Origin of the sequence: Haloferax denitrificans ATCC 35960, assembly GCF_000337795.1 — an archaeon.
GTDB lineage: Archaea > Halobacteriota > Halobacteria > Halobacteriales > Haloferacaceae > Haloferax > Haloferax denitrificans.
Map to the genome: position 1 here is coordinate 221,576 of NZ_AOLP01000009.1, position 25,184 is coordinate 246,759.

General features: G+C 68.1%; 32 protein-coding genes. 17 read left to right on the forward strand and 15 right to left on the reverse strand.

Annotated features, from left to right (window positions below; all coding sequences use genetic code 11):
* Nucleotides 1–152 precede the first annotated feature (152 nt).
* Together C438_RS08185 and C438_RS08190 are read left to right on the forward strand one after the other, a co-directional pair.
* The gene (locus tag C438_RS08185; RefSeq protein ID WP_004968888.1) at nucleotides 153–428 is read left to right on the forward strand and encodes a hypothetical protein; all 276 of its coding nucleotides are present in this window, start codon (nucleotides 153–155) and stop codon (nucleotides 426–428) included.
* Between the two features lie 51 nt (nucleotides 429–479).
* Entirely contained in the window at nucleotides 480–683 is a 204-nt protein-coding gene (locus C438_RS08190; RefSeq protein WP_004968889.1) for a hypothetical protein, read from the forward strand.
* 174 nt (nucleotides 684–857) lie between these two features.
* Here the strand turns inward: C438_RS08190 and C438_RS08195 are convergent, their stop codons facing one another.
* The 5 genes from C438_RS08195 to eif1A all read right to left on the reverse strand — a co-directional run bounded on the left by C438_RS08195 (nucleotide 858) and on the right by eif1A (nucleotide 5,381).
* Entirely contained in the window at nucleotides 858–1,271 is a 414-nt protein-coding gene (locus tag C438_RS08195; protein ID WP_004968890.1) for an ABC transporter ATP-binding protein/permease, read from the reverse strand.
* A gap of 314 nt (nucleotides 1,272–1,585) precedes the next feature.
* Entirely contained in the window at nucleotides 1,586–3,238 is a 1,653-nt protein-coding gene (gene thsA, locus C438_RS08200) for a thermosome subunit alpha (RefSeq protein ID WP_004968891.1), read from the reverse strand.
* Between the two features lie 248 nt (nucleotides 3,239–3,486).
* The gene (locus C438_RS08205; protein ID WP_004968892.1) at nucleotides 3,487–4,029 is read right to left on the reverse strand and encodes a KH domain-containing protein; all 543 of its coding nucleotides are present in this window, start codon (nucleotides 4,027–4,029) and stop codon (nucleotides 3,487–3,489) included.
* Between the two features lie 107 nt (nucleotides 4,030–4,136).
* Nucleotides 4,137–5,000 carry a serine/threonine-protein kinase Rio1 gene (gene rio1, locus C438_RS08210; RefSeq protein ID WP_004968893.1) on the reverse strand — a complete coding sequence of 288 codons (864 nt, stop codon included), beginning with the start codon at nucleotides 4,998–5,000 and terminating at the stop codon, nucleotides 4,137–4,139.
* Nucleotides 5,001–5,090: 90 nt separating this feature from the next.
* A complete protein-coding gene (eif1A, locus tag C438_RS08215) occupies nucleotides 5,091–5,381 on the reverse strand; it encodes a translation initiation factor eIF-1A (protein ID WP_004045248.1) in 291 nt (96 codons plus the stop codon).
* Nucleotides 5,382–5,486: 105 nt separating this feature from the next.
* On the opposite strand from eif1A, the gene C438_RS08220 reads away from it, so the two are divergent.
* Nucleotides 5,487–5,666, forward strand: coding sequence for a DUF7470 family protein (locus C438_RS08220; RefSeq protein ID WP_004045249.1), 180 nt, complete (start codon nucleotides 5,487–5,489; stop codon nucleotides 5,664–5,666).
* A 13-nt stretch (nucleotides 5,667–5,679) separates the two neighbouring features.
* Here C438_RS08220 and C438_RS08225 read toward each other — a convergent pair whose 3' ends face one another.
* A complete protein-coding gene (locus tag C438_RS08225) occupies nucleotides 5,680–6,666 on the reverse strand; it encodes a tyrosine--tRNA ligase (protein WP_004968894.1) in 987 nt (328 codons plus the stop codon).
* A 20-nt stretch (nucleotides 6,667–6,686) separates the two neighbouring features.
* Between C438_RS08225 and C438_RS08230 the strand changes: the two genes are divergently transcribed.
* The gene (locus C438_RS08230; protein ID WP_004968895.1) at nucleotides 6,687–7,064 is read left to right on the forward strand and encodes an ATPase Class I type 8B member 2; all 378 of its coding nucleotides are present in this window, start codon (nucleotides 6,687–6,689) and stop codon (nucleotides 7,062–7,064) included.
* A gap of 15 nt (nucleotides 7,065–7,079) precedes the next feature.
* Here C438_RS08230 and C438_RS08235 read toward each other — a convergent pair whose 3' ends face one another.
* Nucleotides 7,080–9,083 (reverse strand): DUF460 domain-containing protein, encoded by a 2,004-nt coding sequence (locus C438_RS08235; RefSeq protein ID WP_004968896.1) that lies wholly within the window; start codon nucleotides 9,081–9,083, stop codon nucleotides 7,080–7,082.
* Between the two features lie 170 nt (nucleotides 9,084–9,253).
* Here C438_RS08235 and C438_RS08240 point away from each other — a divergent pair, with 170 nt between their 5' ends.
* Together C438_RS08240 and C438_RS08245 are read left to right on the forward strand one after the other, a co-directional pair.
* Nucleotides 9,254–10,276, forward strand: coding sequence for a prohibitin family protein (locus C438_RS08240; protein WP_004968898.1), 1,023 nt, complete (start codon nucleotides 9,254–9,256; stop codon nucleotides 10,274–10,276).
* An 8-nt stretch (nucleotides 10,277–10,284) separates the two neighbouring features.
* Nucleotides 10,285–10,629 (forward strand): hypothetical protein, encoded by a 345-nt coding sequence (locus tag C438_RS08245; protein WP_004968900.1) that lies wholly within the window; start codon nucleotides 10,285–10,287, stop codon nucleotides 10,627–10,629.
* Between the two features lie 29 nt (nucleotides 10,630–10,658).
* On the opposite strand, the gene rnz is transcribed toward C438_RS08245, so the two are convergent.
* Nucleotides 10,659–11,606, reverse strand: a complete 948-nt coding sequence (gene rnz / locus C438_RS08250; protein ID WP_193363628.1) for a ribonuclease Z — start codon at nucleotides 11,604–11,606, stop codon at nucleotides 10,659–10,661.
* A 142-nt stretch (nucleotides 11,607–11,748) separates the two neighbouring features.
* On the opposite strand from rnz, the gene C438_RS08255 reads away from it, so the two are divergent.
* The 3 genes from C438_RS08255 to C438_RS08265 all read left to right on the forward strand — a co-directional run bounded on the left by C438_RS08255 (nucleotide 11,749) and on the right by C438_RS08265 (nucleotide 13,902).
* Entirely contained in the window at nucleotides 11,749–12,774 is a 1,026-nt protein-coding gene (locus tag C438_RS08255) for an AAA family ATPase (RefSeq protein WP_004968902.1), read from the forward strand.
* Nucleotides 12,774–13,376, forward strand: coding sequence for a protein sorting system archaetidylserine decarboxylase (locus C438_RS08260; RefSeq protein WP_004968903.1), 603 nt, complete (start codon nucleotides 12,774–12,776; stop codon nucleotides 13,374–13,376). Before C438_RS08255 ends, C438_RS08260 begins: the two co-directional genes overlap by 1 nt.
* 67 nt (nucleotides 13,377–13,443) lie before the next feature.
* Nucleotides 13,444–13,902 carry a hypothetical protein gene (locus C438_RS08265; RefSeq protein WP_004968904.1) on the forward strand — a complete coding sequence of 153 codons (459 nt, stop codon included), beginning with the start codon at nucleotides 13,444–13,446 and terminating at the stop codon, nucleotides 13,900–13,902.
* 18 nt (nucleotides 13,903–13,920) lie between these two features.
* On the opposite strand, the gene C438_RS08270 is transcribed toward C438_RS08265, so the two are convergent.
* A complete protein-coding gene (locus C438_RS08270) occupies nucleotides 13,921–14,130 on the reverse strand; it encodes a hypothetical protein (protein ID WP_049917885.1) in 210 nt (69 codons plus the stop codon).
* Nucleotides 14,131–14,219: 89 nt separating this feature from the next.
* Nucleotides 14,220–15,176 carry a methyltransferase domain-containing protein gene (locus C438_RS08275; RefSeq protein WP_049917922.1) on the reverse strand — a complete coding sequence of 319 codons (957 nt, stop codon included), beginning with the start codon at nucleotides 15,174–15,176 and terminating at the stop codon, nucleotides 14,220–14,222.
* A 156-nt stretch (nucleotides 15,177–15,332) separates the two neighbouring features.
* Here C438_RS08275 and C438_RS08280 point away from each other — a divergent pair, with 156 nt between their 5' ends.
* The 4 genes from C438_RS08280 (at nucleotide 15,333) to C438_RS08295 (ending at nucleotide 17,717) form a co-directional block, all read left to right on the forward strand.
* Complete coding sequence (locus C438_RS08280; RefSeq protein ID WP_004968906.1) at nucleotides 15,333–15,644, forward strand: DUF5658 family protein; 312 nt, start codon at nucleotides 15,333–15,335, stop codon at nucleotides 15,642–15,644.
* A 58-nt stretch (nucleotides 15,645–15,702) separates the two neighbouring features.
* Nucleotides 15,703–16,272 (forward strand): TATA-box-binding protein, encoded by a 570-nt coding sequence (locus C438_RS08285; RefSeq protein WP_004968907.1) that lies wholly within the window; start codon nucleotides 15,703–15,705, stop codon nucleotides 16,270–16,272.
* Between the two features lie 80 nt (nucleotides 16,273–16,352).
* A complete protein-coding gene (locus C438_RS08290) occupies nucleotides 16,353–16,730 on the forward strand; it encodes a DUF7473 family protein (protein WP_004968908.1) in 378 nt (125 codons plus the stop codon).
* Nucleotides 16,731–16,748: 18 nt separating this feature from the next.
* Nucleotides 16,749–17,717, forward strand: a complete 969-nt coding sequence (locus C438_RS08295; protein ID WP_004968909.1) for a CPBP family intramembrane glutamic endopeptidase — start codon at nucleotides 16,749–16,751, stop codon at nucleotides 17,715–17,717.
* A 29-nt stretch (nucleotides 17,718–17,746) separates the two neighbouring features.
* Here the strand turns inward: C438_RS08295 and hisG are convergent, their stop codons facing one another.
* Nucleotides 17,747–18,592: an ATP phosphoribosyltransferase gene (gene hisG / locus C438_RS08300; protein WP_004968910.1), complete on the reverse strand. Its 846-nt coding sequence runs from the start codon at nucleotides 18,590–18,592 to the stop codon at nucleotides 17,747–17,749.
* 78 nt (nucleotides 18,593–18,670) lie between these two features.
* Between hisG and C438_RS08305 the strand changes: the two genes are divergently transcribed.
* The gene (locus C438_RS08305; protein WP_004968911.1) at nucleotides 18,671–19,771 is read left to right on the forward strand and encodes a hypothetical protein; all 1,101 of its coding nucleotides are present in this window, start codon (nucleotides 18,671–18,673) and stop codon (nucleotides 19,769–19,771) included.
* Nucleotides 19,772–19,795: 24 nt separating this feature from the next.
* On the opposite strand, the gene C438_RS08310 is transcribed toward C438_RS08305, so the two are convergent.
* Together C438_RS08310 and C438_RS08315 are read right to left on the reverse strand one after the other, a co-directional pair.
* Entirely contained in the window at nucleotides 19,796–20,308 is a 513-nt protein-coding gene (locus C438_RS08310; RefSeq protein ID WP_004968912.1) for a winged helix-turn-helix transcriptional regulator, read from the reverse strand.
* Nucleotides 20,305–20,649: a DUF7471 family protein gene (locus tag C438_RS08315; protein WP_004968913.1), complete on the reverse strand. Its 345-nt coding sequence runs from the start codon at nucleotides 20,647–20,649 to the stop codon at nucleotides 20,305–20,307. The genes C438_RS08310 and C438_RS08315 overlap by 4 nt, the downstream gene beginning before the upstream one ends.
* 163 nt (nucleotides 20,650–20,812) lie before the next feature.
* Between C438_RS08315 and C438_RS08320 the strand changes: the two genes are divergently transcribed.
* A complete protein-coding gene (locus C438_RS08320) occupies nucleotides 20,813–22,105 on the forward strand; it encodes an amidohydrolase (protein ID WP_004968914.1) in 1,293 nt (430 codons plus the stop codon).
* A gap of 67 nt (nucleotides 22,106–22,172) precedes the next feature.
* Here C438_RS08320 and C438_RS08325 read toward each other — a convergent pair whose 3' ends face one another.
* Nucleotides 22,173–22,484, reverse strand: a complete 312-nt coding sequence (locus C438_RS08325) for a helix-turn-helix transcriptional regulator (RefSeq protein ID WP_004968915.1) — start codon at nucleotides 22,482–22,484, stop codon at nucleotides 22,173–22,175.
* Nucleotides 22,485–22,582: 98 nt separating this feature from the next.
* Between C438_RS08325 and C438_RS08330 the strand changes: the two genes are divergently transcribed.
* The gene (locus C438_RS08330; RefSeq protein WP_004968916.1) at nucleotides 22,583–23,869 is read left to right on the forward strand and encodes an adenosylhomocysteinase; all 1,287 of its coding nucleotides are present in this window, start codon (nucleotides 22,583–22,585) and stop codon (nucleotides 23,867–23,869) included.
* A gap of 100 nt (nucleotides 23,870–23,969) precedes the next feature.
* Here the strand turns inward: C438_RS08330 and C438_RS08335 are convergent, their stop codons facing one another.
* Complete coding sequence (locus tag C438_RS08335; RefSeq protein WP_004968917.1) at nucleotides 23,970–24,653, reverse strand: hypothetical protein; 684 nt, start codon at nucleotides 24,651–24,653, stop codon at nucleotides 23,970–23,972.
* A 98-nt stretch (nucleotides 24,654–24,751) separates the two neighbouring features.
* On the opposite strand from C438_RS08335, the gene hjc reads away from it, so the two are divergent.
* On the forward strand, nucleotides 24,752–25,174 hold the full coding sequence (hjc, locus tag C438_RS08340) for a Holliday junction resolvase Hjc (RefSeq protein WP_007275553.1): 423 nt from the start codon (nucleotides 24,752–24,754) through the stop codon (nucleotides 25,172–25,174).
* The last annotated feature ends 10 nt before the right edge of the window (nucleotides 25,175–25,184 follow it).

A 25,184-nucleotide genomic window follows, 5' to 3' on the forward strand; every position in this document is an offset into this window, starting at 1 on the left:
GACCGGCGAGCGACAGCGTCCGTCGGTTCCGTTTTCTCCGGACCTGAGGGGTCTCTATCCCTGACGAGCATCGGAACGTGCCCTCGGATACGCGTATCTAGTCAGGTTAGGAAAACAACATTTTCTTAGTCGAGCGGCGCGAGACGCCTCGCATGGACGTTCTCGGTATCGTCGCCGCCACGGTCGTCTTCGGCGTCGCCGCCTACAATTTCGCGACGAGCCTCGGCGGCCGATTCGCGAGACTCCTGTTCGGTAGTCTGGGACTCGTCGCCGGAGCGCTCTACGTCGTCGAACAGTTCGGCATCGCGGCGTCGCTCGGATTGGACGTGGCCCGCGGCCTCCAACTCGTCGCGGCCCTGCTCGTTGTCTCGGTAGTGGTCGATTTCCTCGCTCGACGTGCCGGTGCGGGCGGTTCTGGGTCGTCGTGAACACCGCGACCCCCCACTATTCTCATTACGTGTCGCCCGGTTGCCTCGTGTATGGTCTTCGCATCTGACTCCCCGTTCGGCGGACGGTTCGAACAGACGATAGACGATGCGGTCGTCTACGGCGACGCCGAGATGGAGTCCGTGCTCCACGAGGGGCCGGTCCGCGTGCTCGTCAACGGCTGGGTCGAGGTACCGGGCGGCCGGTATCTCTCCCCGCACGCGGTCCACCACATCGGCACGCGGGTGTCCGAGTGACGCCGGTTCTCAGACGACCGCTAACTCTCGCCCGCAGTCGGGGCACTCGTCGTCGACGATGGTCACCGGCGCGTCGCAGTCCGGACAGAACTCGCGGTAACACGCTTTCTCGCCCATGCCGCTAGCTCGTTCGGCGAGGGAGATGAACGTTGGGTGGCACTCTCGGCGCGCCCGTCACTCGTCGGCGACGTCTTTTCCCGGGTCGGCGAAGTTCGCGCCGAGTTCGGCACCGTAGCGACGGGCGTAGACGCCGGGGACCGCGAGCAGGTCGCTCGGCGCGCCGGATTCGACGACGACGCCGCCGTCGGCGACGTGGACGCGGTCGGCGTCGCGGACGGCGGCCGCGCTGTCGGTCGCCACGACGAGCGGGGCGTCCGGTCGCCGCATCGCGGCGAGGGCGGCCCGGAGGTTCGATGGGGAGGAGCTGTGCGGCGCGCGGACGAGCGGGACGACACCGGGGAGGAGCGCGCTCGCGAGCGCCGCCGCCTCGGAGAGACGGGGCGCGACGACGGCCAGAAACGGCGGTCGACTCGCGGGCGTGGTCGCGTCCGAGTCGGCGTCGGTCGCCGGGCTCTCGGGTGAGGACATACGACGTGAGATTCGCTGTCACGGGTGATAAGTATGGAGCCGCACACCCGCGTTTCACGAACTGTATCGACCGTTTTATGATGATTTGTCAATTTCTGTTGCAAATCGCTTGTCGATACGCTCACCGTCTCGCGGCGACAGACAACGGCGCGGCGCGGACGCTCGATTAACGGCGTCCCAACCGACGAGTGAGCTGACAAAGCGGATGCTAACGGGCGTGAAGCCGCAAAAAACGTCGTGAATTCGGCCGAGCGATTCGAGTCGATGCGAAGTCAGAGTGTGGGTGTGAGTGGTGTAGGCCTATCTGGGGGTGCTCACATCGCACCGCCCATGCCGCCCATACCGCCCATGCCACCCATGCCGCCGCCCATGCCGCCGGGCGCGCCGCCGTCGTCGTCGTCGCCGCCGGTCTGGCCACCGGAGAGGTCGCCAGCCGCGATGACGTCGTCGATGCGGAGGATCATGACTGCGGCTTCGGTCGCGGACTCGATAGCCTGGGTCTTGACGCGGAGGGGCTCCACGACGCCCTCTTCTTCCATGTCGATGACCTCGCCCGTGTAGGCGTCGAGGCCGGCGGCGAACTCGCCGCCGTCGTGGCGCGAGCGCAGGTCGACGAGGGAGTCGATGGGGTCGAGACCGGCGTTCTCGGCGAGGGTGCGCGGGATGATGTCCAGCGCCTCGGCGAACGCCTCGACGGCGAGCTGTTCGCGGCCGCCGACGGAGTCGGCGAACTCGCGGAGTTGCAGGGAGAGCTCCGTCTCGGGAGCGCCGCCGCCGGGGAGGACCTTCCCGTCTTCGAGCGTCGTGCGGACGACGCCGAGGGAGTCCTCGATGGCGCGTTCGAGCTCGTCGACGACGTGCTCGGTGCCACCGCGGAGGATGAGCGTGACGGACTTCGCGTCCTCGACGTCCTCGACGAAGATGCGCTCGTCGCCGCCGACGTCCTTCTGTCCGACGGAGCCGGCGAAGCCGAGGTCGTCGGCCTCGATGTCGTCGAGACTGCTGACGACGCGGCCGCCCGTCGCGCGGGCGAGACGCTTGAGGTCGGAGGACTTGGCGCGGCGGACCGCGAGGATGCCCTCCTTGGCGAGGTAGTGCTGGGCCATGTCGTCGATGCCGTCACCGACGAAGACGGCGTCGGCGCCGACCTCGACGAGCTTGTCGACCATCTCTTTCAGCTGTTTTTCTTCCTGGTCGAGGAACTGCTGAAGCTGGTCGGGATCCGTGACGTTGACTTCCGCGTCGATTTCGGTCTCGCGGACTTCCAGCGCATCGTCGAGGATGGCGATGTTCGCGTCCTCGACGGCGTAGGGCATGTTCTCGTCGACGCGCTCTTTGTCGACGATGACGCCCTCGACGAGTTCGGAGTTGTCGATGGTGCCGCCGACGACCTTCTCGATGGAGACGTTGTCCGTGTCGATGCCGCTTTCGTCCTTGACGGCCAGCACGGCGTCGACGACGAGTTCGGCGAGCAGGTCCTTCGCGGACTCCGCGCCCTTCCCGGTCATCGCCGTCGCGGCGATCTTCTGGAGGGTCTCGCGGTCGTCCTCGGTGACCTCGATGGCGTTGTCTTCGAGGACTTCCTTGGCCTTCTCGGCGGCCTGGCGGTAGCCCTGCGCGACGGTCGTCGCGTGGACGTCCGATTCGAGGAGGTCCTCGGCCTGGTCGAGGAGTTCGCCGGCGATGATGACGGCCGTCGTCGTGCCGTCTCCGACCTCGTCCTCCTGGGTCTCGGAGACTTCGACGATCATGTTGGCCGCGGGGTGGTCGATGTCCATCTCCTTGAGGATGGTGACGCCGTCGTTCGTGACGACGACCTGCCCGCCGGAGTCGACGAGCATCTTGTCCATCCCCTTCGGGCCGAGCGTCGTGCGTACGGCCTCTGCGACGGCCTTCCCGGCCGTGATGTTCATCGACTGCGCATCCTGTCCGGATGTGCGCTGAGAGTCCTCGCCCAGAATGATCATGGGCTGACCCTGCTGCATTCGCTGGCTCATAGTCATCGCCTGATTGTTTGTGATTCTATAAAAAAGCTTCGTTTATTGGTATGGCAAAACGCAACACGGTGGGGTGGTCGTCCCCCGGCGACGGCGGTCGATTTCGCGGGTTTATCACCGGGTTCCGGCGGGTCGCCTCGCCAGTCTCGGAGCGGGTGCGGTGAAAAGACGATGCGGGCGAGTGCCGTGTCGGCGGTGGACTCGTCGGCGGTGGCGTCTCAGTCGTTCTGCCGGACGTTGAAGCCCTGGGTCAGTTCGTTGTGCTTCCGTTCGAGGAAGGAGTACACCGCGCCGTGGGGCGCGCCGTCGAGAATCATCTCGACGGCCCGGCGGACGGCCTCGACCTCCTCGGGCTGGCCGATGATGCCGAGCGTCGAGCCGTAGATGACCACCTCGGCACCCGTCAGCTCCTCCATGAGTTCGCGGGTGCGGCCGTTCTCGCCGATGAGGCGGCCCTTCTGCCGCCGCATGTCGTTTTTGTTTCGGGTGTGCCGGTCGATATCGATGAGTTCGAACATCATCATGTCGTCGTCGAGGAGCGCCATCGCGTCCTCCGGGGCGAAGCCGCGGCCGACCGCTCGGACCACGTCGGGAGCGACCATGCCGAGTACGGGGTCGCCGACGCTGTCGATGGCGACGCTTCCGTTCTCCGAGTCCACGTCGAGTCGGACTTCCGCGCGACTCTCTATCTCTCGGAGCGTCGAGCCACCTTCGCCGATGAGAACACCGATACGGTCCTGCGGCACCTTGACGTGCTGCATATCACCCGATACCCGTCGGAGTGGTTTAAGCGTTCGCTCGGCGACTCGCCGCGTGTCTCGGTCGCACACCCGTCTCGCGGCGGGTTCGCGTTTCTCCCGGTTCCGGCTCAGTCTTTGTCCTCGTCTTCCTCGGCCGTGACGAACTCGTACAGCGAGTCGCCGTCGGCGTCGGCCCCCTGCCGCCGGAAGAAGTTGGCCACGTTGCGGCAGTCCCGCCGGAGGAACTCCTCGGCGTTGGGGTGGTGAACCGTGACGGCCTGTCCGAGGTCGATGACGACGAGTTCGCCGTCGTGGATGATGAGGTTGTACTCCGAGAGGTCGCCGTGGACGAGGCCGGCGCGGTGGAGCCGACGCATGTACTCGCGGACCACCTCGAAGGCGGTCTGGGGGTTCTCGACGCGCACCTCCGAGAGCCGTCGCGCCCGGTCGTCGACGACGCCGACGAGTTCCATCACGAGGACGTTCCGCTGGACCGCGATGGGCTTCGGCACCCGGACGCCGGCCCGCTGGGCGCGTTCGAGGTTGGCGTACTCCTTTCTGACCCACGCGCGGACGACCTGTCCCTTGTCGTGGCCGATGTTCTCGAAGCGCGGGTCGCCTTCGAGGTAGTCGCGCATGTGCCGGAAGTCGGAGGCGTTGATGCGGTATATCTTGACCGCCACGTCGGTGTCGTCCTCGCCGAGCGCCTCGAAGACGTTGGCCTCCTTTCCGGTCGAAATCGGGCCGCCGAACGCGTCGATATACCCGTCTTGGACGAGTTTGTAGATGGCGGCGAAGGTCGCGTCGTCGAACACCGACTGCTCGACTTTGAACTGGTCGGCGTCCTTCAACCGCATCCGGAACTCGTCGAAGTCGCGGTCCTTGCGGCGCGCGATGCGGTCCGCCTCGTCGTCGGAGACGTCTATCTCCTCCCACTCGTCGCCGAACGCCTCGCCCTCCTGGGGTTCGACCATGCCGAACTCGTCAGTCATTGGACTAGGGCTACGAGAGGCGAGATGAAAAGGGCACAGGCTCTGCGTTCGGCGTCGGTCGGGGAACAATCAGGCGCGGTCTCGAACGCGTTACTGGATGTGGCCTTCGCGCCGGAGCTGGTCGGCCTCGGACTTCTCGTAGCGCCACGACACGTCGGCCTTCTCGTCCTGCCAGTCCCACGGTTCGACGAGCACCACGTCGTCCTCTCGAATCCAGATTCGCTTCTGCATCCGTCCGGGAATGCGAGCGGTCCGCTCGACGCCGTCGGCACAGCGGACGCGAATACGATTGGCCCCGAGCATGTTCGTCACGACGGCGAACACTTCGTCGTCGTTCGGCATTCGAAGGTCTCGGCGGCTCTCGTTCTCGTCGTCGCTCATGCGCGAGCGTTCGACGTGGGCATGGTTAAATCCGCCGACGTTCGGCCGGTAGGAAGCGTCCGACGGAACGACGCGTTTAGGGCGCTCCCGACCCGCCGTCGTCGTATGCTCGACAAACTCGGCACGAAGGGTATCGCCGGCGTCGTCTCTCTGCTCTTGGGTATCGGTATCGTCGCCTCTCAGGCCCCCGTCGTCGCGGCGGGCCTCGCGTTCGTCGTCGCCGGTCTCGGCCTCGTCGCCGGCGGCCTCGCCGAGGGCGTCATGAAGATGTTCGGGATGGCCTGAGCAAGCGTCGCGGTTACTCCGCTATTTTCGCGCGCCCCGGCTCGATGAGTTCGTCGAGGTAGTCGGCGAGCGCGCCCTTCGCGTCGGCCGGGTGGAGTTCGCCGGATTCGAGGTCGGCCTCCAGCGACTCGTAGTCGTCGTAGTCGAGGTTGCCGCCGTACTGGTCGGGTCGCTCGACGACGACCCGCTCGAAGCGCGGGAAGACGTGGTACTCGAAAATCTGGAGGACGGGGTTCTCGCGTTCCTCGCCCTCGTCGGTCGGGTCGGGGTCGGCCGTCGGCGGGCAGAACGCGCCGTTGACCTTGTCTTCGATGTCCTCGGTGGAGTCCTCCATCGAGATGGTGACGCCTTCCGAGGAGGACATCTTGCCGATGCCCGTCCCGAGGTCCGCGATGAGCGGCGTGTGCATGCAGGTCGGCGACTCCTCGCCGATGCTCGGGAGCGTGTCGCGGGCGAGCATGTGGACCTTGCGCTGTTCCATCCCGCCGATGGCGAGGTCCACGTCGAGGTAGACGATGTCGAGCGCCTGCATGATGGGGTAGACCGCCTGCGCGACGGTGACGCCGTCGCCGCTTTTGATTTCGGCCATGGCGCGCTCGGCGCGCGAGAGCGTCGTCTCCAGTTCGAGCGCGTGCAGGTCGAGGACGTAGCTCTCGTCGAGTTGGTACTCCGAGCCGAGGACGAACTCCGTCTGGCTCTCGTCGAGGCCGTAGGCGATGAACTGCGCTTTCATCCGCTCGGCCGTCTCGCGAATCTCCTCGAAGGTGCCCTTGCCGTTGAGGTAGGCGTGTACGTCCGCGAGGAGCACGACTACCTCGAAGCCCGCCGCTTGGAGGTCGATGAGCTTGTTGGCGGTGAGCATGTGACCGATGTGGAGGACGCCGGAGGGCTCGTAGCCCACGTACGCTCGCTTGCCCTCGGGGTCGTCGGCCAGCGCGCGCACTTCGTCCTCCGTGACCACTTCGGAGGCGTTCCGAGTGATCAGGTCGTATGCGTCCATACCTGTTCGGTGTCGGTGATGTGGGATATGACTTCTGGAAGGCGTTCGCGGGCGAAACGGACAACATCCACCGGTCCCAACTCCGGGTGATGTCCGACTCAGGAACCACGACGCGTGCGCCCGTCATCATCTTCGCCGCGCTCATCCTCGTCGTCTTCGGCCTGCTCGCGGCCATGTGGGCGTCGGTCCGCGGCGGCGACCTCCTCCCGTACATCCTCGGCTTCGCCGTCTACTTCCTCGCCGCCCACGTCTATCTGCCGTACCGGGTCCACAGGGACGCGACGCTCAAGGGACGAAACGCGACGTTCTGGGCCGTCCTCGCCTTCCTCCTCCCGCTCGTCGGCCCGGCGCTGTACTTCGTGGTCGCCGTCGTCGTCGGCCACGACGCGACCGACTGAAAATCAGACGCGACGCTATCCGCGCCGGTTCTCGGCGCGGTGTTCGGAGATAATCTGGTCCACCATCTCTTTTTGCTGTTCTTTCTGCCGTTCTTCCGCCCGGTCTTCCCAGTCGGCAATTGCAGATTCGACCTCGGACTCCTTCGCCACGGCGAGTTCGTCTATCTCCTGAATCGTCACGCCGTCGGCGGGTGCGACCGGAACGTCGGCCTCGAACAGCACCTCGTCTGCGACCTCCGAGAGGTTGCCCGACCGGAGGACGACCTTGGGGTCGAACTCGGCGAGGCGCTCGGCGGTCGTCCGCCCGGCCCCGCTGGCGTCGCGGAGGTAGACCACGTCGCCGGCGGCGATGCCGTACTCCTCGACGGTGTGGTCGAGCGCGCCGTTCGTGAACTGCTCGACGATTTTGACCGGCACCAAACTGCCGTCGGTGTTCACGTCCGCGAAGTTCGAGTGGTCGAGCTTCCACAGCGACTTCAACTGGTCGAGCTTGTCGGCGAGCTCCACCTTGTCGGATTCGAGCGATTCGACTTTCCGCTCTAACCGGCCGTTCTCGCGTTCGAGCCGGGTGACCTCGCGGCGCTCGCGGGCCTCGCGGCGCTCCTCGCGGCGGGCGTCTGAGAGCTCTTGTTTGTACTCCTCGATGGTCTCGTCTTTCTCCTCGATGGTCGAGTTCAGGTCCTCGACGTGCGATTCGAGGCGCTCGACCCGCGACCGCAACTCCCGAACCTCGCGTTCTTCGGGCGTGAGTTCGGGTTCCTCGTGGGCCTCCTCGTCGGCGTCGTCGCCGCCGGATTCGCCCCCGTCGTCATCCATCTCGCGGAGAACGGCCTCGACCGACTCCTCGCTGGCGAGGACGCGGGCGATGACCTCCTCTCTGTCCACGTCGGCGGGGACCTTCCGGGAGATGCGCTCGAACTGGTCTTCGTGGTCGTCGAACGCGAACAGCGCCGCGGCGAGGGCGTCGCGCTCGTGGTCGTTGTCGTAGTCGACCTCGCGGGTCCGGTGGAGCTTCTCGTCGACGGGGATGTCGCTCGGCGGGGCCCAGCCGGCGGCGTCGAAGCTCCGGCGGAACTTCTCGACCGTCTCGGGCATCGGCTGGACGTCGGCGGCGACGAGACTCGGTCGCCCGCGCTCGATGAGCCACTCGATGACCGCGGCGGTGTCGGCGGTCCGCGTCGAGTGCACGTCGAGGACGCGGCCGTCGAAGCCGACGACGGCGACGGCGGTGGTCGTGCCGGGGTCGATGCCGACGATGACGCGGTCGCGGCGCTTCACGAGGGGTTCGAACTCGATGCCGTCGCGGCGCTCGCGCTCGATTTCGACCCGGGTGTCGCCCGAGCGGTGGGTGGACACGGGGATGTCCTCCGGCCGCGCCTCGACGGTGAAAAGCGCCTGCGAGTAGCCGCCGTACTTCTCGGTCACGTCCCGCTCGTAGTCGAGGTTGGCCTCCTTCAGCGCGGACTCGACCTCGCGGGACTGCTGTTTGACCGACCCGTGGATGCGGCGCGTGTAGCGGTCCTGACTCCACCCGCCCTTGCCGGTCGAGCGGCCGCGAGAGACCTTCACGGTCGTCGTGTTCTCGAAGGCGGCGACCTCGTAACCGACGTTCGCGAGGGCGAGCCGGGCCGCGGCCTCGGCCTCCTTCATCGGCTCTTTGCCGTAGGGGACGCCGTGGCGAGAGGCGACCCGCGACAGCGGTTCCGGTCGCTCCGCGCCGGTCACTTGCACCAACTGCGTCCCGTGGGGGAGCCACCGCAGGAAGCGGACCAAGTCGTCCTTGTCGGTCGCCAACTCGTACATGTTGTCCGTGGCGACGACGCGCGGTTCGTCGCGCTCGATGAGCCGGCGTAACTTGCGGAAGGAGACCACGTCTCGTTCGATTCGGACCTCGTCTGACTCGGTGTCTCGGGTGTCCAACACGACCAGCGCGTACGACGGCGAGTCGCCGCGGATATCGCCGCTCTGGATGTCGACGCCGAAGACGACCGAGTCGAGCGCACTCGTCCGGTCGTTCACGACGGCGACTAGGGCCGCGCCGGATATATACTCCACGCCGGTCGCGGGTGTCGACTCGGTCGGGTGTCGCGTTTGCGCGACTCGGCCGCCGAGTGGGCGTCGCCGTCGACGGTCGCCGCGACCCCGTTTGACACGAAACAAACAAGTCTCGGCTATTTGAAATCAGAGTGATGAGTTCTGACATCCCCGACCCGCCGTCGGTGACCTCCGGGTCGCTGACGCGCATCGCCCTCATCGGTGTCGTCGCCCTCCTCCTTATCGCCGCCCCCATCGCCGGGCTTCTCGCGTGGGAACCCGTCGAAGAGGGGAACGTCAAGGTCGTCAAGAAGTGGGGCGCGACCACCGGCACCGTCTTCGATCCCGGCGCGCACTTCGTCAACCCCGTCTCGCAGTCGACCTCGTCGCTGTCGGTGCGACCGCAGTCGTACACGATGTCGTCGTCGACGAGCGAAGGCGACAGGCGCGGCGACGACGCCATCACGGTCCTGACCGAAGACGGCCTCCGGACGGACATCGACGTGACCGTCCGCTACCGCATCGACGCCGGGCAGGCCGTCGAGTTCTACCGCAACTACCGGACGCTCGAAACCGCCGAAGAGCGCCTGATTCGGCCGTCGATTCGGTCGGTGCTCCGGACCGAGGCCGGTCGGCTCCCCGTCACGGTCATCTACACCGGCGAGGGCCAGACCCAGTTGAAGGCCGCCGCCGAGCGGGAACTCGCCGAGGAGTTCGCCGACGACGGCCTCATCCTCGAAGCGGTGCAGGTCCGCAACGTCGAACTCCCCGCCGAGTACGCGCAGGCGGTCGAACAGAAGGAGATCACCGAACAGCGCCGCCAGCAGAAGCAGGACGAACTCGCCGTCGAGGAGCTGGAGGCCGAGCGCAAGCGCATCGAGGCACAGGGGCAGGCCGACGCCAACCGCATCCTCGCGGAGTCGCTGTCCGACGAGGTGCTGGCCCAGAAGTACATCGAGAAGCTCGACGAGACGGACACCGTCTACATCCCGGTCGGCGACGGCGGCTACCCGCAGTTCGTCCGGTCGCTGGATAACGACGGCTCGTCGTCGTCTTCGTCCTCGTCGTCCGCCGGTTCGTCGTCGGACACTCGCTCGGCGTCGTCCAGTTCGTCGGGGTCGTCCAGTTCGTCGGGGTCGTCGTCCTCGTCCGGCTCCGAAAACGAGACGAGCACCTGACGCCGTCGATGCGTCTCCTCCGTGAACTGGCCGTCGCGGTCACGTTGCTCGTCATCGTCGGCGTCCTCGCGCGCTCCGGCGTCGGCCGGTTCGTCCTGCCGGTCGTCGGCCTCGCGGTCGCCGCGGCGCTCGCGGCGCTCCTCTCAAAACGGCCGGCGTATCCGCGGACGGCGGTCGGCCCGCGAACGAGAATCATCGAATCGGCCGTCGAGTCCGCGGATACCGTCTGCGTCGAGTGCGGGTCGCCCGCGACGACGCGCCGGCGCTACGTCCGCGAGTGGGTCGTCCTCGGAGTCCCCGTCGTTCTCCTCGACGACGGCGAGAACCCGGTCTGCGATGACCACCGGGACTGACTCTCTTTTTCGCGCGTTTCGCCGCCCGGTTACTCCCCGGTCTCGGCCCCGCCGCCGTCGCTGTCGGCGTACGGCACCTCCAGTTTCTGACCGTCTTCGGCGACGAACGCCTCGCCGTCGTACACCTCGCGGGCCTGTTCGAGAAGCGGGCTCGGGTCGGCGGCGTACCGGGCGGAGATATGCGTCAGCGCGAAGCGTCGAACGTCGGCGTCGCGGGCGATTCGGGCGGCCTCTCGCGCGGTCGAGTGCGCGGTCTGCTTCGCTCGCTCCGCCTCCTCGTCGGTGAACGTCGCGTCGTGGACGAGCAGGTCGGCGTCGCGGGCGACCTCGACGGTCGAATCGAGCGGGCGGGTGTCGCCGGTGTAGACGACGGTTCGGCCGGGTCGGGGGTCGCCGACGACCTGCTCGGAGCGCACGACGGTTCCGTCTTCGAGCTCCACGTCCTCGCCGGCGTGGAGGCGGCCGAACGCCGGGCCGACGGGGACGCCGAGTTCCTCGGCCTTCTCGCGGTCGAACCGGCCGGGGCGGTCGTCCTCGACGAGGGCGTAGCCGACCGACGCGGTCCGGTGTTCGGTGTCGAACGCGCGGACCTCGTAGTCGTCGGCGCGGTAGGCGACGTTGCCGGGGCGGACCTCGTGGATGGAGACGTGAAAGCCGGGCTGGTAGCCGCCGGCGTGGACGAGCGTTTCGAGGTGGCCCTTGCTCCCCGGCGGGCCGTGGATGGCCAGCGAGGCCTCGCGGTCGTTGAAGTCGAGCGTCTGAATCAGGCCGGGGATGCCGAGGATGTGGTCGCCGTGGAGGTGGGTGACGAACAGGTGGCTGACGCCGAACCCGGTCCCGTAGCGCATCATCTGGCGTTGGGTGCCCTCCCCGCAATCGAACAACAGGCGCTCGCCGTCGCGGTTCACGAGGAACGCGCTCGGCGCACGCGCCGTGGTGGGGACGGCCCCGCCGGTCCCGAGGAAGGTCGCGCGCATGGACATGCACCACAATGATAGCGGCGGGACTAAACGTGCGTCGAATCCGTCGCGGCCTCGGGGCTCGCCGTCCCGAGACGGTGCGGCCGCCCGACGCCCCGGACCGACCGATTCTTACCCGACCGTCTGCTACCGGAGTCCAATGGACGCGCCGCTGTGGACCGAGACGCACGCGCCGGGGCTCGACGACCTCCCACAGCCGGAGGTCCGCGACCGCCTCCGACGCGCCGTGGACGAACCGATGAACCTCGTCGTGCAGGGCCCGCCGGGCGTCGGCAAGACCGCCGCCGTCCGCGCGCTGGCTCACGAGGCGCATTCGGACCCCGAAAACGACCTCATCGAACTCAACGTCGCGGACTTCTTCAACCGGACGAAAAAGCAGATTCGCGCCGACCCGCGGTTCGAGCAGTTCCTCGACGGCCGCAGTCGCATGGCGAAACGCGACATGATTAACCGCGTGCTGAAGGAGTCCGCCAGCTACGCCCCGATGTCGGGCGAGTACAAGACCATCGTCCTCGACAACGCCGAGTCCATCCGCGAGGACTTCCAGCAGGCGCTCCGCCGCGTGATGGAACAGCACCACCGGACCACGCAGTTCGTCATCACCACGCGCCAGCCCTCGAAGCTCATCCCGCCGATTCGCTCGCGGTGCTTCCCCGTCCCCATGCCCGCGCCGGACGACGAGGCGCTCGAAGCCCTCCTCGCCGACATCCTCGACGCCGAGGGCGTCGACTACGACGCCGGCGGCCTCCAGTTCCTCACCGACGCCTCGAACGGAAACGTCCGCAAGGCAATCCTCTCGGCCCAGCGGACGGCCACCGAGGCGGACGAGGTCACCATGTCCACGGTCCACGCCGCCCTCGGCGACGTGGGCTTCGACGACGAGTTGAAGACGCTCCTCATCAACGCCCGCGAGGGCGACATCAAGGACGCCCGCAAGACCCTCACGACGCTCCTCGACGACGAGGGCTACGAGGGGCAGGAACTCCTCCGCGACATCCTCCGGGTCGCCGACTCGACCCCCGAGCGCTTCGCCGGCGGCGAACTCGCCCGCCTGCACGAACTCGCCGGACAGGTCGACCTCGACATCTCGACGGGCATCGACGACCGACTGCACCTCACTCACCTCCTCACGAGCTGGGGCGCGGACGTCCGCGGCGAGGCATAATGCAGTTCGCACCCGGCTACCGACGGTTCGCGCTTCCCGCCTTCGTCGGCGCGGCGGTCGCGGCGGTCGTCTTCCCACCGCTCGGAGCCGCGCTCCTCGCGGTCGGCGCGTTCGTCCTCTGGTTCTTCCGCGACCCCGAGCGCTCGCCCCCCGACGAACCGGGCGTCGTCGCCCCCGCCGACGGGCGCGTCTCCGTGATTCGCGTCGAGGACGGCCGCGTCCGCGTGGGCGTGTTCATGAACGTCACCGACGTGCACGTCAACCGAGCGCCGGTCTCGGGTGCGGTCAGCGACGTGACTCACCGCCCCGGCGCGCACAAGCCGGCGTTCTCGAAGGACTCCGACCGCAACGAGCGCGTCGATATCGAACTCGACACCGACGAGGGCGACCACGAAGTGTCGCTCATCGCCGGCGCGTTCGCCCGTCGGATTCACTCGTACGTCGCGCCCGGTGACGAACTCGTCCGCGGGCAGAAACTCGGCCACATCGACTTCGGCTCGCGGGCCGACGTGCTGTTACCGCCGCAGTACAGGTCCGACGACGTGCTCGTCGAGAAAGGCGAATCGGTGCGGGCGGGCGAGACGGTACTGGCGCGGCGATAGGCCGGATAAGCGGCCCGGGCTGTCCCGCCGACACAAGACATTTGTTCTGACTGCAAAACTACATTTCATGCACCGTAGACGGGTCCTCGCGTCTCTCGGTTCTCTCGCCCTCCTCCCCGGCTGTCTCGGTGGCCCCGCCGAATCCTCGACCGAGACGACGGCCGCGACCGAAACGACGACCACGACCGCTACCGACTCGGAGACCACCGAATCCGGGCGGCCCGCGACCACGACGGACGAGTGCGGCTGGCCGCAGTTCTGCGAAGGCTCAGAGATGCTTGAGGTCACGGTCAACGGCGGCTTCGACGGCGAGGTCGTCTTGAACCCCGCGTGCCGCGAGGACGATATCGAACTCTCGCCCGGCGAGACGGAAACGCTCATCCGGCAGGTCGACGCCGAGACCTGCGACGTGAAACTCCTCGTCGACGGCGAGGTGGCGTACGACGAGCGGATTCAAGACTACGAGTTCGTGACGTTGCGCGTCGGTCCGAACGGCGAGATTACGCGTCGGAAGGAAGAACTGTAGCGGCCTCGTTCACCCCGACTACCGGAGTTTCTCGACGGCGAGCATCGCCACCGAGACGACGAGCGAGAGGACTGCCACCACGAGACCGAACAGGTAGTACGGGTTCGAACCGTCCGGGTACGACAGGAGCGAAAACAGCAGGAACGACGACCCCATCGCGACGATGACCATCGCTCGCGGGTCGGGGTCGTACGCCTCGGCGACAGCGTTTCGAACCCTACGGTACATGCGCTCGCTTCGACGCGCTGGAGGATAGCCCTGTCGGGCGACTGAATGGAAACCGTTGACTGCGACGCCTCGTCGGCCGGCGATTCCGATTACCGATGGAGCAGATGCACGTACCGCACCAGCGACCGATGCACCCGTCGCTCGAACACCCGTTCGACCTCCCAGCCGGCGTCTTCGGCCTCTTCGGTCCACGACCGGTCGGCGACCATCACGCACTCGGGGGCGACCCGTCGAACCTCCGCGAGCGCCCCACCGACCAAATCCGCTAACGAGTGCCGGGCGATTTTCGACTGCCGGCCGTAGGGGGCGTCGAACACCGCGCCGTCCATCGAGTCGTCGCTGAAGGGGAGCGCGGTGGCGTCGCCGCGGACCACGTCGCCGGAGCCGACGTAGTGACGCAGGTTCTCCCGCGCGCCGCCGACCATCTTCGCTTGGGCGTCGACGCCGACCACGTCGGCACCGACGAGACCGGCTTCGAGGAGGACGCCGCCGGTGCCGCACATCGGGTCCAAAATCCGGGCTCCGGGCTCCGCGCCGGCCATGTTGACGAAGGCGCGGGCGTCCACGGGGGCCATGCTCCCCGGCTGGAAGAACGGTCTGTCGGTCGGCTTCCGGTCGGCGAAGTCGCGGACGGCCTCGACGGCGGTCCAACCGACGAGACAGGCGTCCTCGGAGAAGTAGACCCGAAGCTCGTGGTCGGGGTCGTCCAAATCGACGCCGAAGCCGCGCTCGACGAGCGCCGACCCGAGTTCGCGCTCGGCGTCGGTCGTGCTGATATCGGTCAGCCCTCGCACGTCGCGGGCGCGGACGGCGACGGTCCCCTCGCGGTCGACGTTCGCGGCCGCGACGACGGCGCGGGCGGCGTCGATGTCGGGGTCGCACCGCCCGACCAGTTCGACGACGCGACGGGTGTAGGCGAGTCGCCTCGCGCGCTCCGGTTCGACGCCGCGGGCGGTGGCGAGGCCGGGGGCGACGACCGTCACGCCCGTCGCGGCCGCCTCGGCCTCGCGGGCGGCGAAGGCGTCCTCCTCGCCGGCGAGTTCCAGTCCGTACACGCTCGGACCTGACGGGCCGCGGAAATGAGGGTATCGGTCGTCGTCGCGCCCGCGAGGGTGTCGGCCGGCCCGGACCGACTGCGACCCCGCCGAACCTGACACCTCGGCGACGGCGAGACTTATATCGGGCGCTCCGAATTCACCCGCATGACCTCTCTCGACGCCATCCTCTGGGGCGCGGCGGCGCTCACCTACGGGCTCGGCGACTACGTCACGACCGTCCTCGGAGTCAGGACGGCCGGCGTGCAGGAGGGAAACCCCATCGTGCGACGCATCTCCGGCGGCGACCCCGGCCCCGGCTCGTTCGCGGCGTTGAAACTCGTCTCAATCGCGCTGTTCGTCGCCGCCTACTGGGCGCTCAGACCGGGGGTCGCTCGCCTCGCAGTTCCAATCTCCCTGACATTACTCGGCTCGGTCGTCACCGTCAGGAACGCCCGGATTATTCGCCGTCGTACGTAAGCTGTCAACTTCTTGCACCAATCTTTTTAACCCTTAAATACGTGCCTTAAATCGTTGTATGACCGACCCCAAGGACACAATCAACATCGAAAACGTCGTCGCCTCCACGGGAATCGGCCAAGAGCTCGACCTCCAGAGCGTGGCGATGGACCTCGAGGGCGCCGACTACGACCCCGAGCAGTTTCCGGGACTCGTCTACCGCACCCAGGAGCCGAAGTCCGCGGCGCTCATCTTTCGGTCCGGGAAAATCGTCTGCACCGGCGCGAAGTCGACCGACGACGTCCACGAGAGCCTCGAAATCGTCTTCGACAAGCTCCGCGAGCTTCAGATTCCGGTCGACGACGACCCCGAAATCACCGTTCAGAACATCGTCACCAGCGCCGACCTCGGCGAGAACCTGAACCTCAACGCCATCGCCATCGGGCTCGGCCTCGAAAACATCGAGTACGAACCGGAGCAGTTCCCGGGCCTCGTCTATCGCCTCGACGAACCGAGCGTCGTCGCTCTTCTCTTCGGGTCGGGCAAACTCGTCATCACGGGCGGCAAACAGCCGAAAGACGCCGAGGCGGCGGTCGACGTCATCATCTCGCGCCTCTCCGAACTCGGTCTCCTCAACGGGTCGTTCTAACATAGTGGGTCGCCCGGCCGTACCGCGCGACCGGGACTCGAATCGACCGAACCTAAGTCAGTCGCGTCCCTCGGGCCGATATGGACGCGCTCACCTTGCAGACGGCCGCCGGTGCGCCGGTCACGGCCGTCGCCGGAACGTTCGCGCTGTTCGCGCTGTTCCTCTCTCTCACCGCCCACATCGCCGCGCGGAACGTCCTCGGCGACGTGGAACTCAAGAAGGCGTTCGCCATCGGGCCGGTCCCGGCGGCCATCGCCGTCGTCTTCACCACCTTCGGCTGGAACTCCCTCGTCGCGCTCGCGCTCGCAATCGGCCTCGACTTCGGCTTCGTCAAGTTCCTCTACGGCCGGTCGAACCGCCTGTCGGCGTACGTGGTGACCATCCACTTCGTCGTCTCGGTACTGCTGGGCCTCGTCCTGTTCGGCCTCTCCGCCATCCTGCTGACCGCGCCTTTCTGAGGTTCCCGCCGTACTTTCTTGACCGAGGCCGTCGAACCCCCCGCCGTGTCTCCCCGTCGCATCCTCTGGAACGACACGGAACGCCGGCCGCGCGCGCCGTTCCGACTGCTCGCGACGCCCGTCGTCTTCGTCGTCGTCTCGCTCGCGGTCGGACTCTCGCTTTCGACCGCCCTCGGTGACCTCGCCCAGTCCAGCCGGCTCGTGTCGCTCGTCGTCTCGCTCGTCTCGGTCGGCGCGAGCGGCCTCGCCGCGCTCGTCGTCGCGCGGTACGTCGATAGGCGGACCGTCGCGGACCTCGGGCTCGGACTCGACCGCGAGTGGGCGGCCGACCTCGGGTTCGGCCTCGCGCTCGGGGCGGCGCTGATGACCGCCGTCTTCGTCGTCGGCGTCGCGGCCGGCTGGATTGCGGTCTCCCCCGCCCCGCTCGGCGTCGACCGACTGCTCGGCGTCGGCTCGCTCCTGGCGTTCTTCGTCGTCGTCGGCATCGCCGAAGAACTCCTGCTTCGAGGTATCGTCCTCACCGATGTCGCCGAGGGCCTCCGCTGGCGGTTCGACCCGGACGCGGCGGTCGCCGGCGGCCTCGTGATTTCGTCGGCCGTGTTCGGCGTCGCCCACTACGCCAACCCGAACGCGGGCCTGACGAGCACGCTCAGCATCACGCTCGCGGGCGTCATGCTCGGCCTCGGCTACGCGCTCACCGGCGACCTCGCCATCCCGACGGGCGTCCACATCTCGTGGAACTTCGTGCAGGGCGGCGTCTTCGGCTTCGCGGTCAGCGGCCTCGACTTCGGCACGTCGCTCGTCGAGACGACCGAACGCGGCCCCGACGTGATTACCGGCGGCGCGTTCGGCCCGGAAGCCGGTCTGCTCGGCGTCGGCGCAATCGTCCTCGGCGCGGTCTGCATCACGGCCTACGTCCGGGCGCGCCGCGGCGACCTCGGGTTCGACCCGTCGGTCACGGTGCCGGACCTGCGCTGGAAAAAATGACGGCCGCGACGGGCAGGAGGCCGCGTCGCTTACTCGACTAACCGCTCGATTTCGGTCACGAGGATGCCGCTCGCGCCGACGTTTTTCAGGTCGCTGACGACCTCGAACACGTCGCGTTCGTTCACGACGGCGTGGACGGCGACGGTCGAGTCGCCGGCGACGTCCATCACGGTCGGGCCGCCGAGGCCGGGGATGACCTCCTTCACGTCGTCGAGTTTCTCGCGCGGCGCGTTCATCATCAGGTAGCGCTTGCCCTCCGCCGAGCGGACGGATTCGAGCGCCATGAGCAACTGCTGGACCTTCGGGTCGTCGACCACGTCGGGGCGGGCGAACAGCCGGACCGACGACGACAGCACCTCGTCGATGACGGCGAGGCGGTTCACCCGGAGGGTCGTCCCGGTCGAGGTGATGTCGATGATGGCGTCGGCCATCTCGACGTGGGGCGTCAGTTCGGTCGCGCCCGTGACCTCGACGACCTCGGCGTCGATGCCCGCCTCCTCGAAGTAGGTCCGCGCGATGTGCGGGAACTCGGTGGCGACGACCTTGCCCGACACGTCCTCGACGGTCTCGATGTCGCCGTCCTCGGGCGCGGCGAGGACGAGCCGACACTTGCCGTACTCCAAATCGAGCAGGTCTTCGAGTTCGTGGCCCGACTCGCGGACCTGGTCGAGGCCCGTGATGCCGACCTCGGCGGCCCCGTCGCGGACGTACTCGGGGATGTCGGCGGCGCGGGCGAACAACACGGTCACGTCGGGGTCGACGGTCCCGGCGTAGAGTTTGCGCTCGGCACCGTTGTCGAGGTGCAGTCCCGCACGCTCCAGGAGTTCAATCGTCGGTTCGTGCAGGCGGCCCTTGTTGGGCACGGCGATTCGCATACCTGCCCGTCACGTCCCGGAGGTAATTGACTTTCGCAAGCCGGAACGGTTTTTTGACACATCTGTGAAGTGTCATCTATGGCTTCCGCCACGTTCGCCGGCGCGCTCGTCGGCGTCTCCCTCCTCGGTGCCGGCTGGTCGCGGCTCAGCGCCGCGTTCCACGAGCGCCGCGGGTCGTCCGTCCAGCGGTTCAGAAAACGGGTTCGAAGCAACTGGCTCTACGCCGCCCTCCTGTTCGTCGGCGTCGTCTGGTGGACGGACGCGGACCGGGCGCTCCTCGCCGCCGTCGGCCTCCCGGTCGACTGGCCATGGGCCGTTCTCGGCTGGGCGCTCGTCGCCGTCGGTGCCGCGGTCGTGGCGACCGTCTCGTACATGGGCGCGTTCCCGGTGGCGAGGCGCGTGCGAGACGCCGATATGGGCGCGGGGGCGGCGGCCGCGAAGATGTTCCGCTACCAGCTCTTCATCGCGGCATTCGTCTTCTGCGTGGTGGCCGTGCTACAAGTCGAATTCCGGGTCTTGGGGACCGGCGGCCTGCTCACCCTGCTCGCGTTCGTCGCCGCCGCATACGTCTTTTCGGCACCGCTCGTCGGCGTCTCGCAGACGACGGCGGCCCCCGACGACGCGACGCGCGAGCGACTCGACCGCCTGTGCGACCGCGGCGGTCTCTCGGTCGCTCGGGTTCGACTCCTCGACGGCGGCGGCCACCGCTCGGACCACCTCACTCGCGGCCCGGTCGGGCGGAAGACGCTCTTTCTCACCGACTCGCTTCTCGACCGCTACGACGACGAGACGGTCTCGGCGCTCCTCGCGGTCGGCGCCGGACGCGTCGCTCGGTACGTCTACGAGCTTCGGCTGTTCACCGTAACCGCGGTGGCCGGGCTCGTCTTCTGGGGCGTCGCGTGGTCGCCGTTCGGGTTCTCCCTGTCGTTCTTGGCGTTCGCCGGAGTCGGCGTGATACTGCTCGTGACCGGCGAGTACGCGAGCAAACGGCTCATCTATCGGGCCGACGAGGCGGCGGCAGAACGGGTCGGACGCGCGGCCGTCGCCGACGCGCTCGACGCGACCGCCGACGAGGTCGACACCGGCCGCGCGGGGTCGTTCCTCTCGTTCGAGCCGTCGCTGGCGTCGCGGATTGGTCGGCTCCGAGACGCGGGCGGCGCGGGCGAGACGGAAGCGTAAGGTCGCCGCTTTGCGGACCCGCGGCTACCCTTCGACGAGGTGGTCGAGCAGGCGGTCGAACCGGTCGACGAACCGCTCGGGGAGCGACGGCGACACGTCGTCTAACAGCCGGGTCGTCCGCTCGGGGTGGGTGAGGACGAGCGTCACGCGGTTGTGCAGGTCGCGCTCCTTGCGGACCACGTCGCGCTCGACGAGGTGGTCGAGGTGCCACTCCAGCGTGCTCCGGGCGACGCCGATGTCGTCGGCCACGTCGTCGGGGCGGGCGTCGCCGTGTTCGAGGAGGTGGCCGAGGATGTCGCGGGCGGTCTCCCGGCGGACGAGCGCGAGCGTGCCGCGCTCCCACGCGTCGAACTCCGGGGGGAAGTAGTGCGTCCGCCCGTAGAACTCGGCGCGGCGGACCGTCTCGTCGGAGAGCAGTCTGCGGACGTGGTGTTGTACCTGGCCGGGGGCGAGGTCGAGCGCGCGAACGAGCTCGTTGAAGTGGACTCCCGGACTGTGCTTGATGTGGTCGGCGACGCGGGTTCGTGTCTCACTCATGGGTCGTTGACCCCCGCCTCGCGCTCGATGCTCCGGGCGTAGTAGATGGCCGCGAGGACGAGACCGGCCATCACGAGGTCCAAGAAGTGTTCGACCACGTGGTGGTCGAACTCGGAGAGGACGCCGGTGAGCGTCAGCGCCGCGACGGCCGCCCGCGACGCGAACGCCAACAGCGCCAGCGCGACGAGCAGGTGCGACCGCGTCCGCCGCCGGAGGAAGACGGCGACGCCGAGCGCGGCCAGCGTGACCGACGAGACGCCCGCGAGGACGACGACCGCGGTCATCCACGGACTTCCTTGGACGTGCCCCGGAACGAGCGCGAGGTTCGACGGGGGCTCCATGTCCCCCGATACTTGGGGTTCGGACCTAAGGGGGGGTGCTCGTTCTCGATTTTCGGGAATCGGACTACCGCCGGTATCCCGACCGCTCCGCGGCGAACTCGGCGGTTGGGCCTCGCGGCCGCGAGACGGTGGATTCACCACCCCGCCGACCCGAACGAGCGACATGAACACGCTCCGAATCGCCGGCGGACAGGTGCTCCGCCCCGACGCGACGGTCGAGGACGCGGACGTACTCGTGGACCGAGACGAGGGCACGATTCTCGATATCGGCGCGGACCTCGACGCCGACGCCGACGAGACGCTCGACGCCGAGGGCTGTCTCGTCACGCCGGGTCTGGTCAACGCCCACTGTCACGTGGCGATGACGCTCCTGCGCGGCTACGCCGACGACAAGCCGCTCGACGCGTGGCTCCGCGAGGACATCTGGCCCGCCGAGGCCGCGCTCACGCCCGAGGACGTGCGCGCCGGCGCGGAACTCGGCCTCGTGGAGATGATTAAGTCGGGGACCACCGCGTTCGCGGACATGTACTTCCACGTCCCCGAAATCGCCGCCGCGGTCGACGAGGCCGGCCTCCGCGCCCGCCTCGGCCACGGCGTCGTCACGCTCGGGAAGGACGACGCGGACGCGCGGGCCGACATCGACGAGAGCCTCGACGTGGCCCGCGAGTTCGACGGCGCGGCCGACGGCCGGATTCGGACCGCCGCGATGCCGCACTCGCTGACGACGGTCGCGGAGGAGTACCTCCGCGAGTTCGTCGCCGACGCCCACGACGAGGGCATCCCGGTCCACTACCACGCCAACGAGACGACCGACGAGGTCGACCCCATCGTCGACGAGCGCGGCGAGCGGCCCCTGTCGTACGCGAAGGACCTCGGCATGCTCACCGCCGACGACTTCCTCGCCCACGGCGTCCACGTCGACGACGCGGAAATCGACCTGCTCGCCGAGGCGGGCACCGGCGTCGTCCACTGCCCGGCGTCGAACATGAAGCTCGCCTCCGGCATGGCTCCCGTCCAGAAACTGCTCGATTCGGGCGTCACGGTCGGCCTCGGCACCGACGGCGCGGCCTCGAACAACGACCTCGACATGTTCGACGAGATGCGCGACGCCGCGATGCTCGGCAAACTCGCCGCGGACGACGCCAGCGCCGTCGCCGCGCCCGACGTGGTGCGGATGGCGACCGCCGGCTCCGCCGCCGCCGTCGACCTCCCCGGCGGCGCGCTCGAAGTCGGCGGCGCGGCCGACCTCGCCGTCGTCGACCTCGACGCGCCGCACCTCGCGCCCGCCAACGACCTCGTGAGCCACCTCGCGTACGCCGCCCGCGGCTCCGACGTCCGCCACACGGTCTGCGACGGGCGGGTGCTGATGCGGGACCGCGAGGTGCTGACGCTCGACGAGGACGCCGCGATGGCCCGCGCCCGCGAGGCAATCGCGTCGCTCCGCGAGCGCGTCTGAATCGCCGCGTCCGGCCCGCCGCCGTCTGGTCCCCCGTCTGGTCCGCCCACACCGCCTTCCGACCTCGCTACCCGGCCAGTTCGATGCGCAGTCCGTCGTCGGTCACCCTGACCTCCATCCGCTCGAACGTCCGGTGGTACTGCGCGACGTGTCGCCCGTCGCTGTGGTCGACCATGATGGACTTCTCGAACAGCGACGCCTCGTGGAGCCGCTTGACCTCTCTGTAGGCCGTCGACAGCGGTACGTCGGCTCGACAGCTCAGCTCCTTGACCGTCAGCGGCTCGTCGGCGACGCGGAGGAGGTCCGGAACCGCGGGGGCGCTCATCAGGGCGAACAACTCCTGCTCGGCGACCGTCTTGCCGTTTTCTATGACGAGCATCGGCCCTCGGCGATACAATCTCCCGGTTGACACTTGTAGATTCGGGGGCGGCGACCGCCTTCGGTAGGGTTTTCGGACCCCTCTCCGAACCCACGGGTATGAGCGAACACTACGCTCCCGTCTCCGAGCACCTCGACGACGTCGAGGCCGCCCGGACCGAGGGACGACGCAAGATGGACTGGGCGCTCCAGCACATGCCCATCCTGCAGGAGCTCCGCGAGCAGTTCGAGTCGGAACAGCCGCTCGCCGGCGAGGTCGTCGGCATGGCGATGCACGTCGAGGCGAAGACGGCGAACCTCGTCGAACTGCTGGCGCTCGGCGGCGCGGAAGTCGCCATCACCGGCTGTAACCCGCTTTCGACCCACGACGACGTGTCGGCGGCGCTCGACGCCAACGACGACATCACCTCCTACGCCGTCCGCGGCGTCGACGACGAGGGCTACTACGCGGCCATCGACGCCGTCATCGCCCACGAGCCGACCGTCACGGTCGACGACGGCATGGACATGGTCTTTACCATCCACGAGGAGTACCCCGAACTCATCGACACCATCGTCGGCGGGGCCGAAGAGACCACGACCGGCGTCCACCGCCTCCGCGCGATGGACGAGGACGGCGAGCTGAACTACCCCGTCTTCGCCGTCAACGACACGCCGATGAAGCGCCTGTTCGACAACGTCCACGGCACGGGCGAGTCGTCGCTGGCGACCATCGCCATGACGACGAACCTCTCGTACGCCGGCAAGAACGTCGTCGTCGGCGGCTACGGCTACTGCGGCAAGGGCGTCGCCAAGAAGGCCGCCGGCCAGAACGCCGACGTCATCGTCACCGAGGTCGACCCCCGCCGCGCGCTCGAAGCCCACATGGAGGGCTACGACGTGATGCCGATGGAGGAGGCCGCGAAGGTCGGCGACGTGTTCATCACGACCACCGGCAACCGCGACGTCATCACCCGCGAGGACTTCGAGAACATGAAAGACGGCGTTCTCCTCGCGAACGCCGGCCACTTCGACATCGAAATCGACCTCGACGCGCTGTCGGACCTCGCCGTCGACGAGTACGAGGCCCGCGACGGCGTCGACGCCTACGAACTCGAAGACGGCCGCCGCCTGAACGTCCTCGCCGAGGGCCGCCTCGTCAACCTCGCGTCGCCCATCGCGCTCGGCCACCCGGTCGAGGTCATGGACCAGTCGTTCGGCGTGCAGGCCGTCGTCGTCCGCGAACTCGTCGAGAACGGCGACGCCTACGACGCCGGCGTCCACGACGTGCCCGACGAACTGGACCGCGAGGTCGCCGAAATCAAGCTCGAAGCCGAGGGCATCGAGTTCGACTCGATGACCGACGAACAGCGCGAGTACATGGGTAGCTGGGCCCACGGGACGTAAGCCGACCCGCGCTCTCTCTCTCACCCGCGCCTCTCTCACCTGCGCTCTCTCTCTCACCCGCGCCTCTCTCACCTGCGCTCTCTCTCGTTTCTCACACCCGTCAGCGACCGCGCTCGGTCCACTCGCCGGCCCGCCAGACGCAGGCGACGCCGCCTATCCACGCCGCGAGTCGCATCGCCTCGATGGCCGCGTCGGACGGCGCTTTCCACCCCCAGCCGGTCGGGACGCGCTCGGTTTCGACCGGTTCGACGACGTAGTACCGCCCCTCGAACGCGACGTAGTGGGTCTCCGGTTCGTGCAGTTCGGATTCGGTCACGGTGCTACTGCCGTTTCGGACGGCCTCGCGGACGTATCGCGGCGACTCGGCGAGGCCCTCCGAGAGGTCGCGTCTGACCGTCTCGGTCGACACCGGGTGGAGCGAGAGCGTGAGCGTGCGCCCGTCGAGGGTCGCGTTCGGTTCGAAGTACTGGCCGTCGGCCCGGACGTAGTCGAACGACCAGAACTCGGGGTCGACGCCGCGGTCCGGGTCCAACTCCAGTTCGACCGGGTCGCCGCGGGCCATGTCGATGATGGCGGCGCACTCCGCCGACTGGAGGGGGTTCCACCCGCACGATTTGACCCGGTAGAACGCGTCGGCGGTGTGCGGGAGGTAGTCCACCGCCGACGCCTCGTAGGTGTACCTCTCCTCGTAGGAGACGCCGTCGGGATAGAGGAAAAGCGGGTTCGCGAGGAGGGCGACCCCGAGAACGAGGAAGACGAGGCCGAGGCGGTTCTCGCGGTTCATACGAGCAGTATCCGCCAGCCGATGGATAGCTCTGGTGGCGCGGTTCCTCGCTACCGCCGGTCGCCCCATTTATGACCGCCCGCGGCCGACTCCCGACCATGTCTTCGAACAGAAAGGGAGACCGACGCGAGCGCGAACTCGTCAACGCTCTCGACGAGGCCGGGTTCGCCGTCATGCGCGCGCCCGCCTCCGGGAGCGCGACGACGCGCGAACTCCCCGACGTACTCGCGGGCAACGGCGAGGTCTTCTACGCCATCGAGGCGAAGTCCTCCAGCGGTCGCCCCATCTACCTGAGCGGCGAGGAGGTCGAAGCGCTCGTCTACTTCTCGCGGAACTTCGGCGCGAAAGCCCGCATCGCCGTCCGGTTCGACCGCGAGGACTGGTACTTCTTCCACCCCGGCGACCTCTACGTGACCGACGGCGGGAACTACCGCGTGAAAAAGGAGACGGCGCTGGCGGAAGGCGAGGACTTCGAGTCGTTCACCGGCGGCCCGACTCAGACCAAGCTCGGCGGCGACTGAGGTTGCGGCG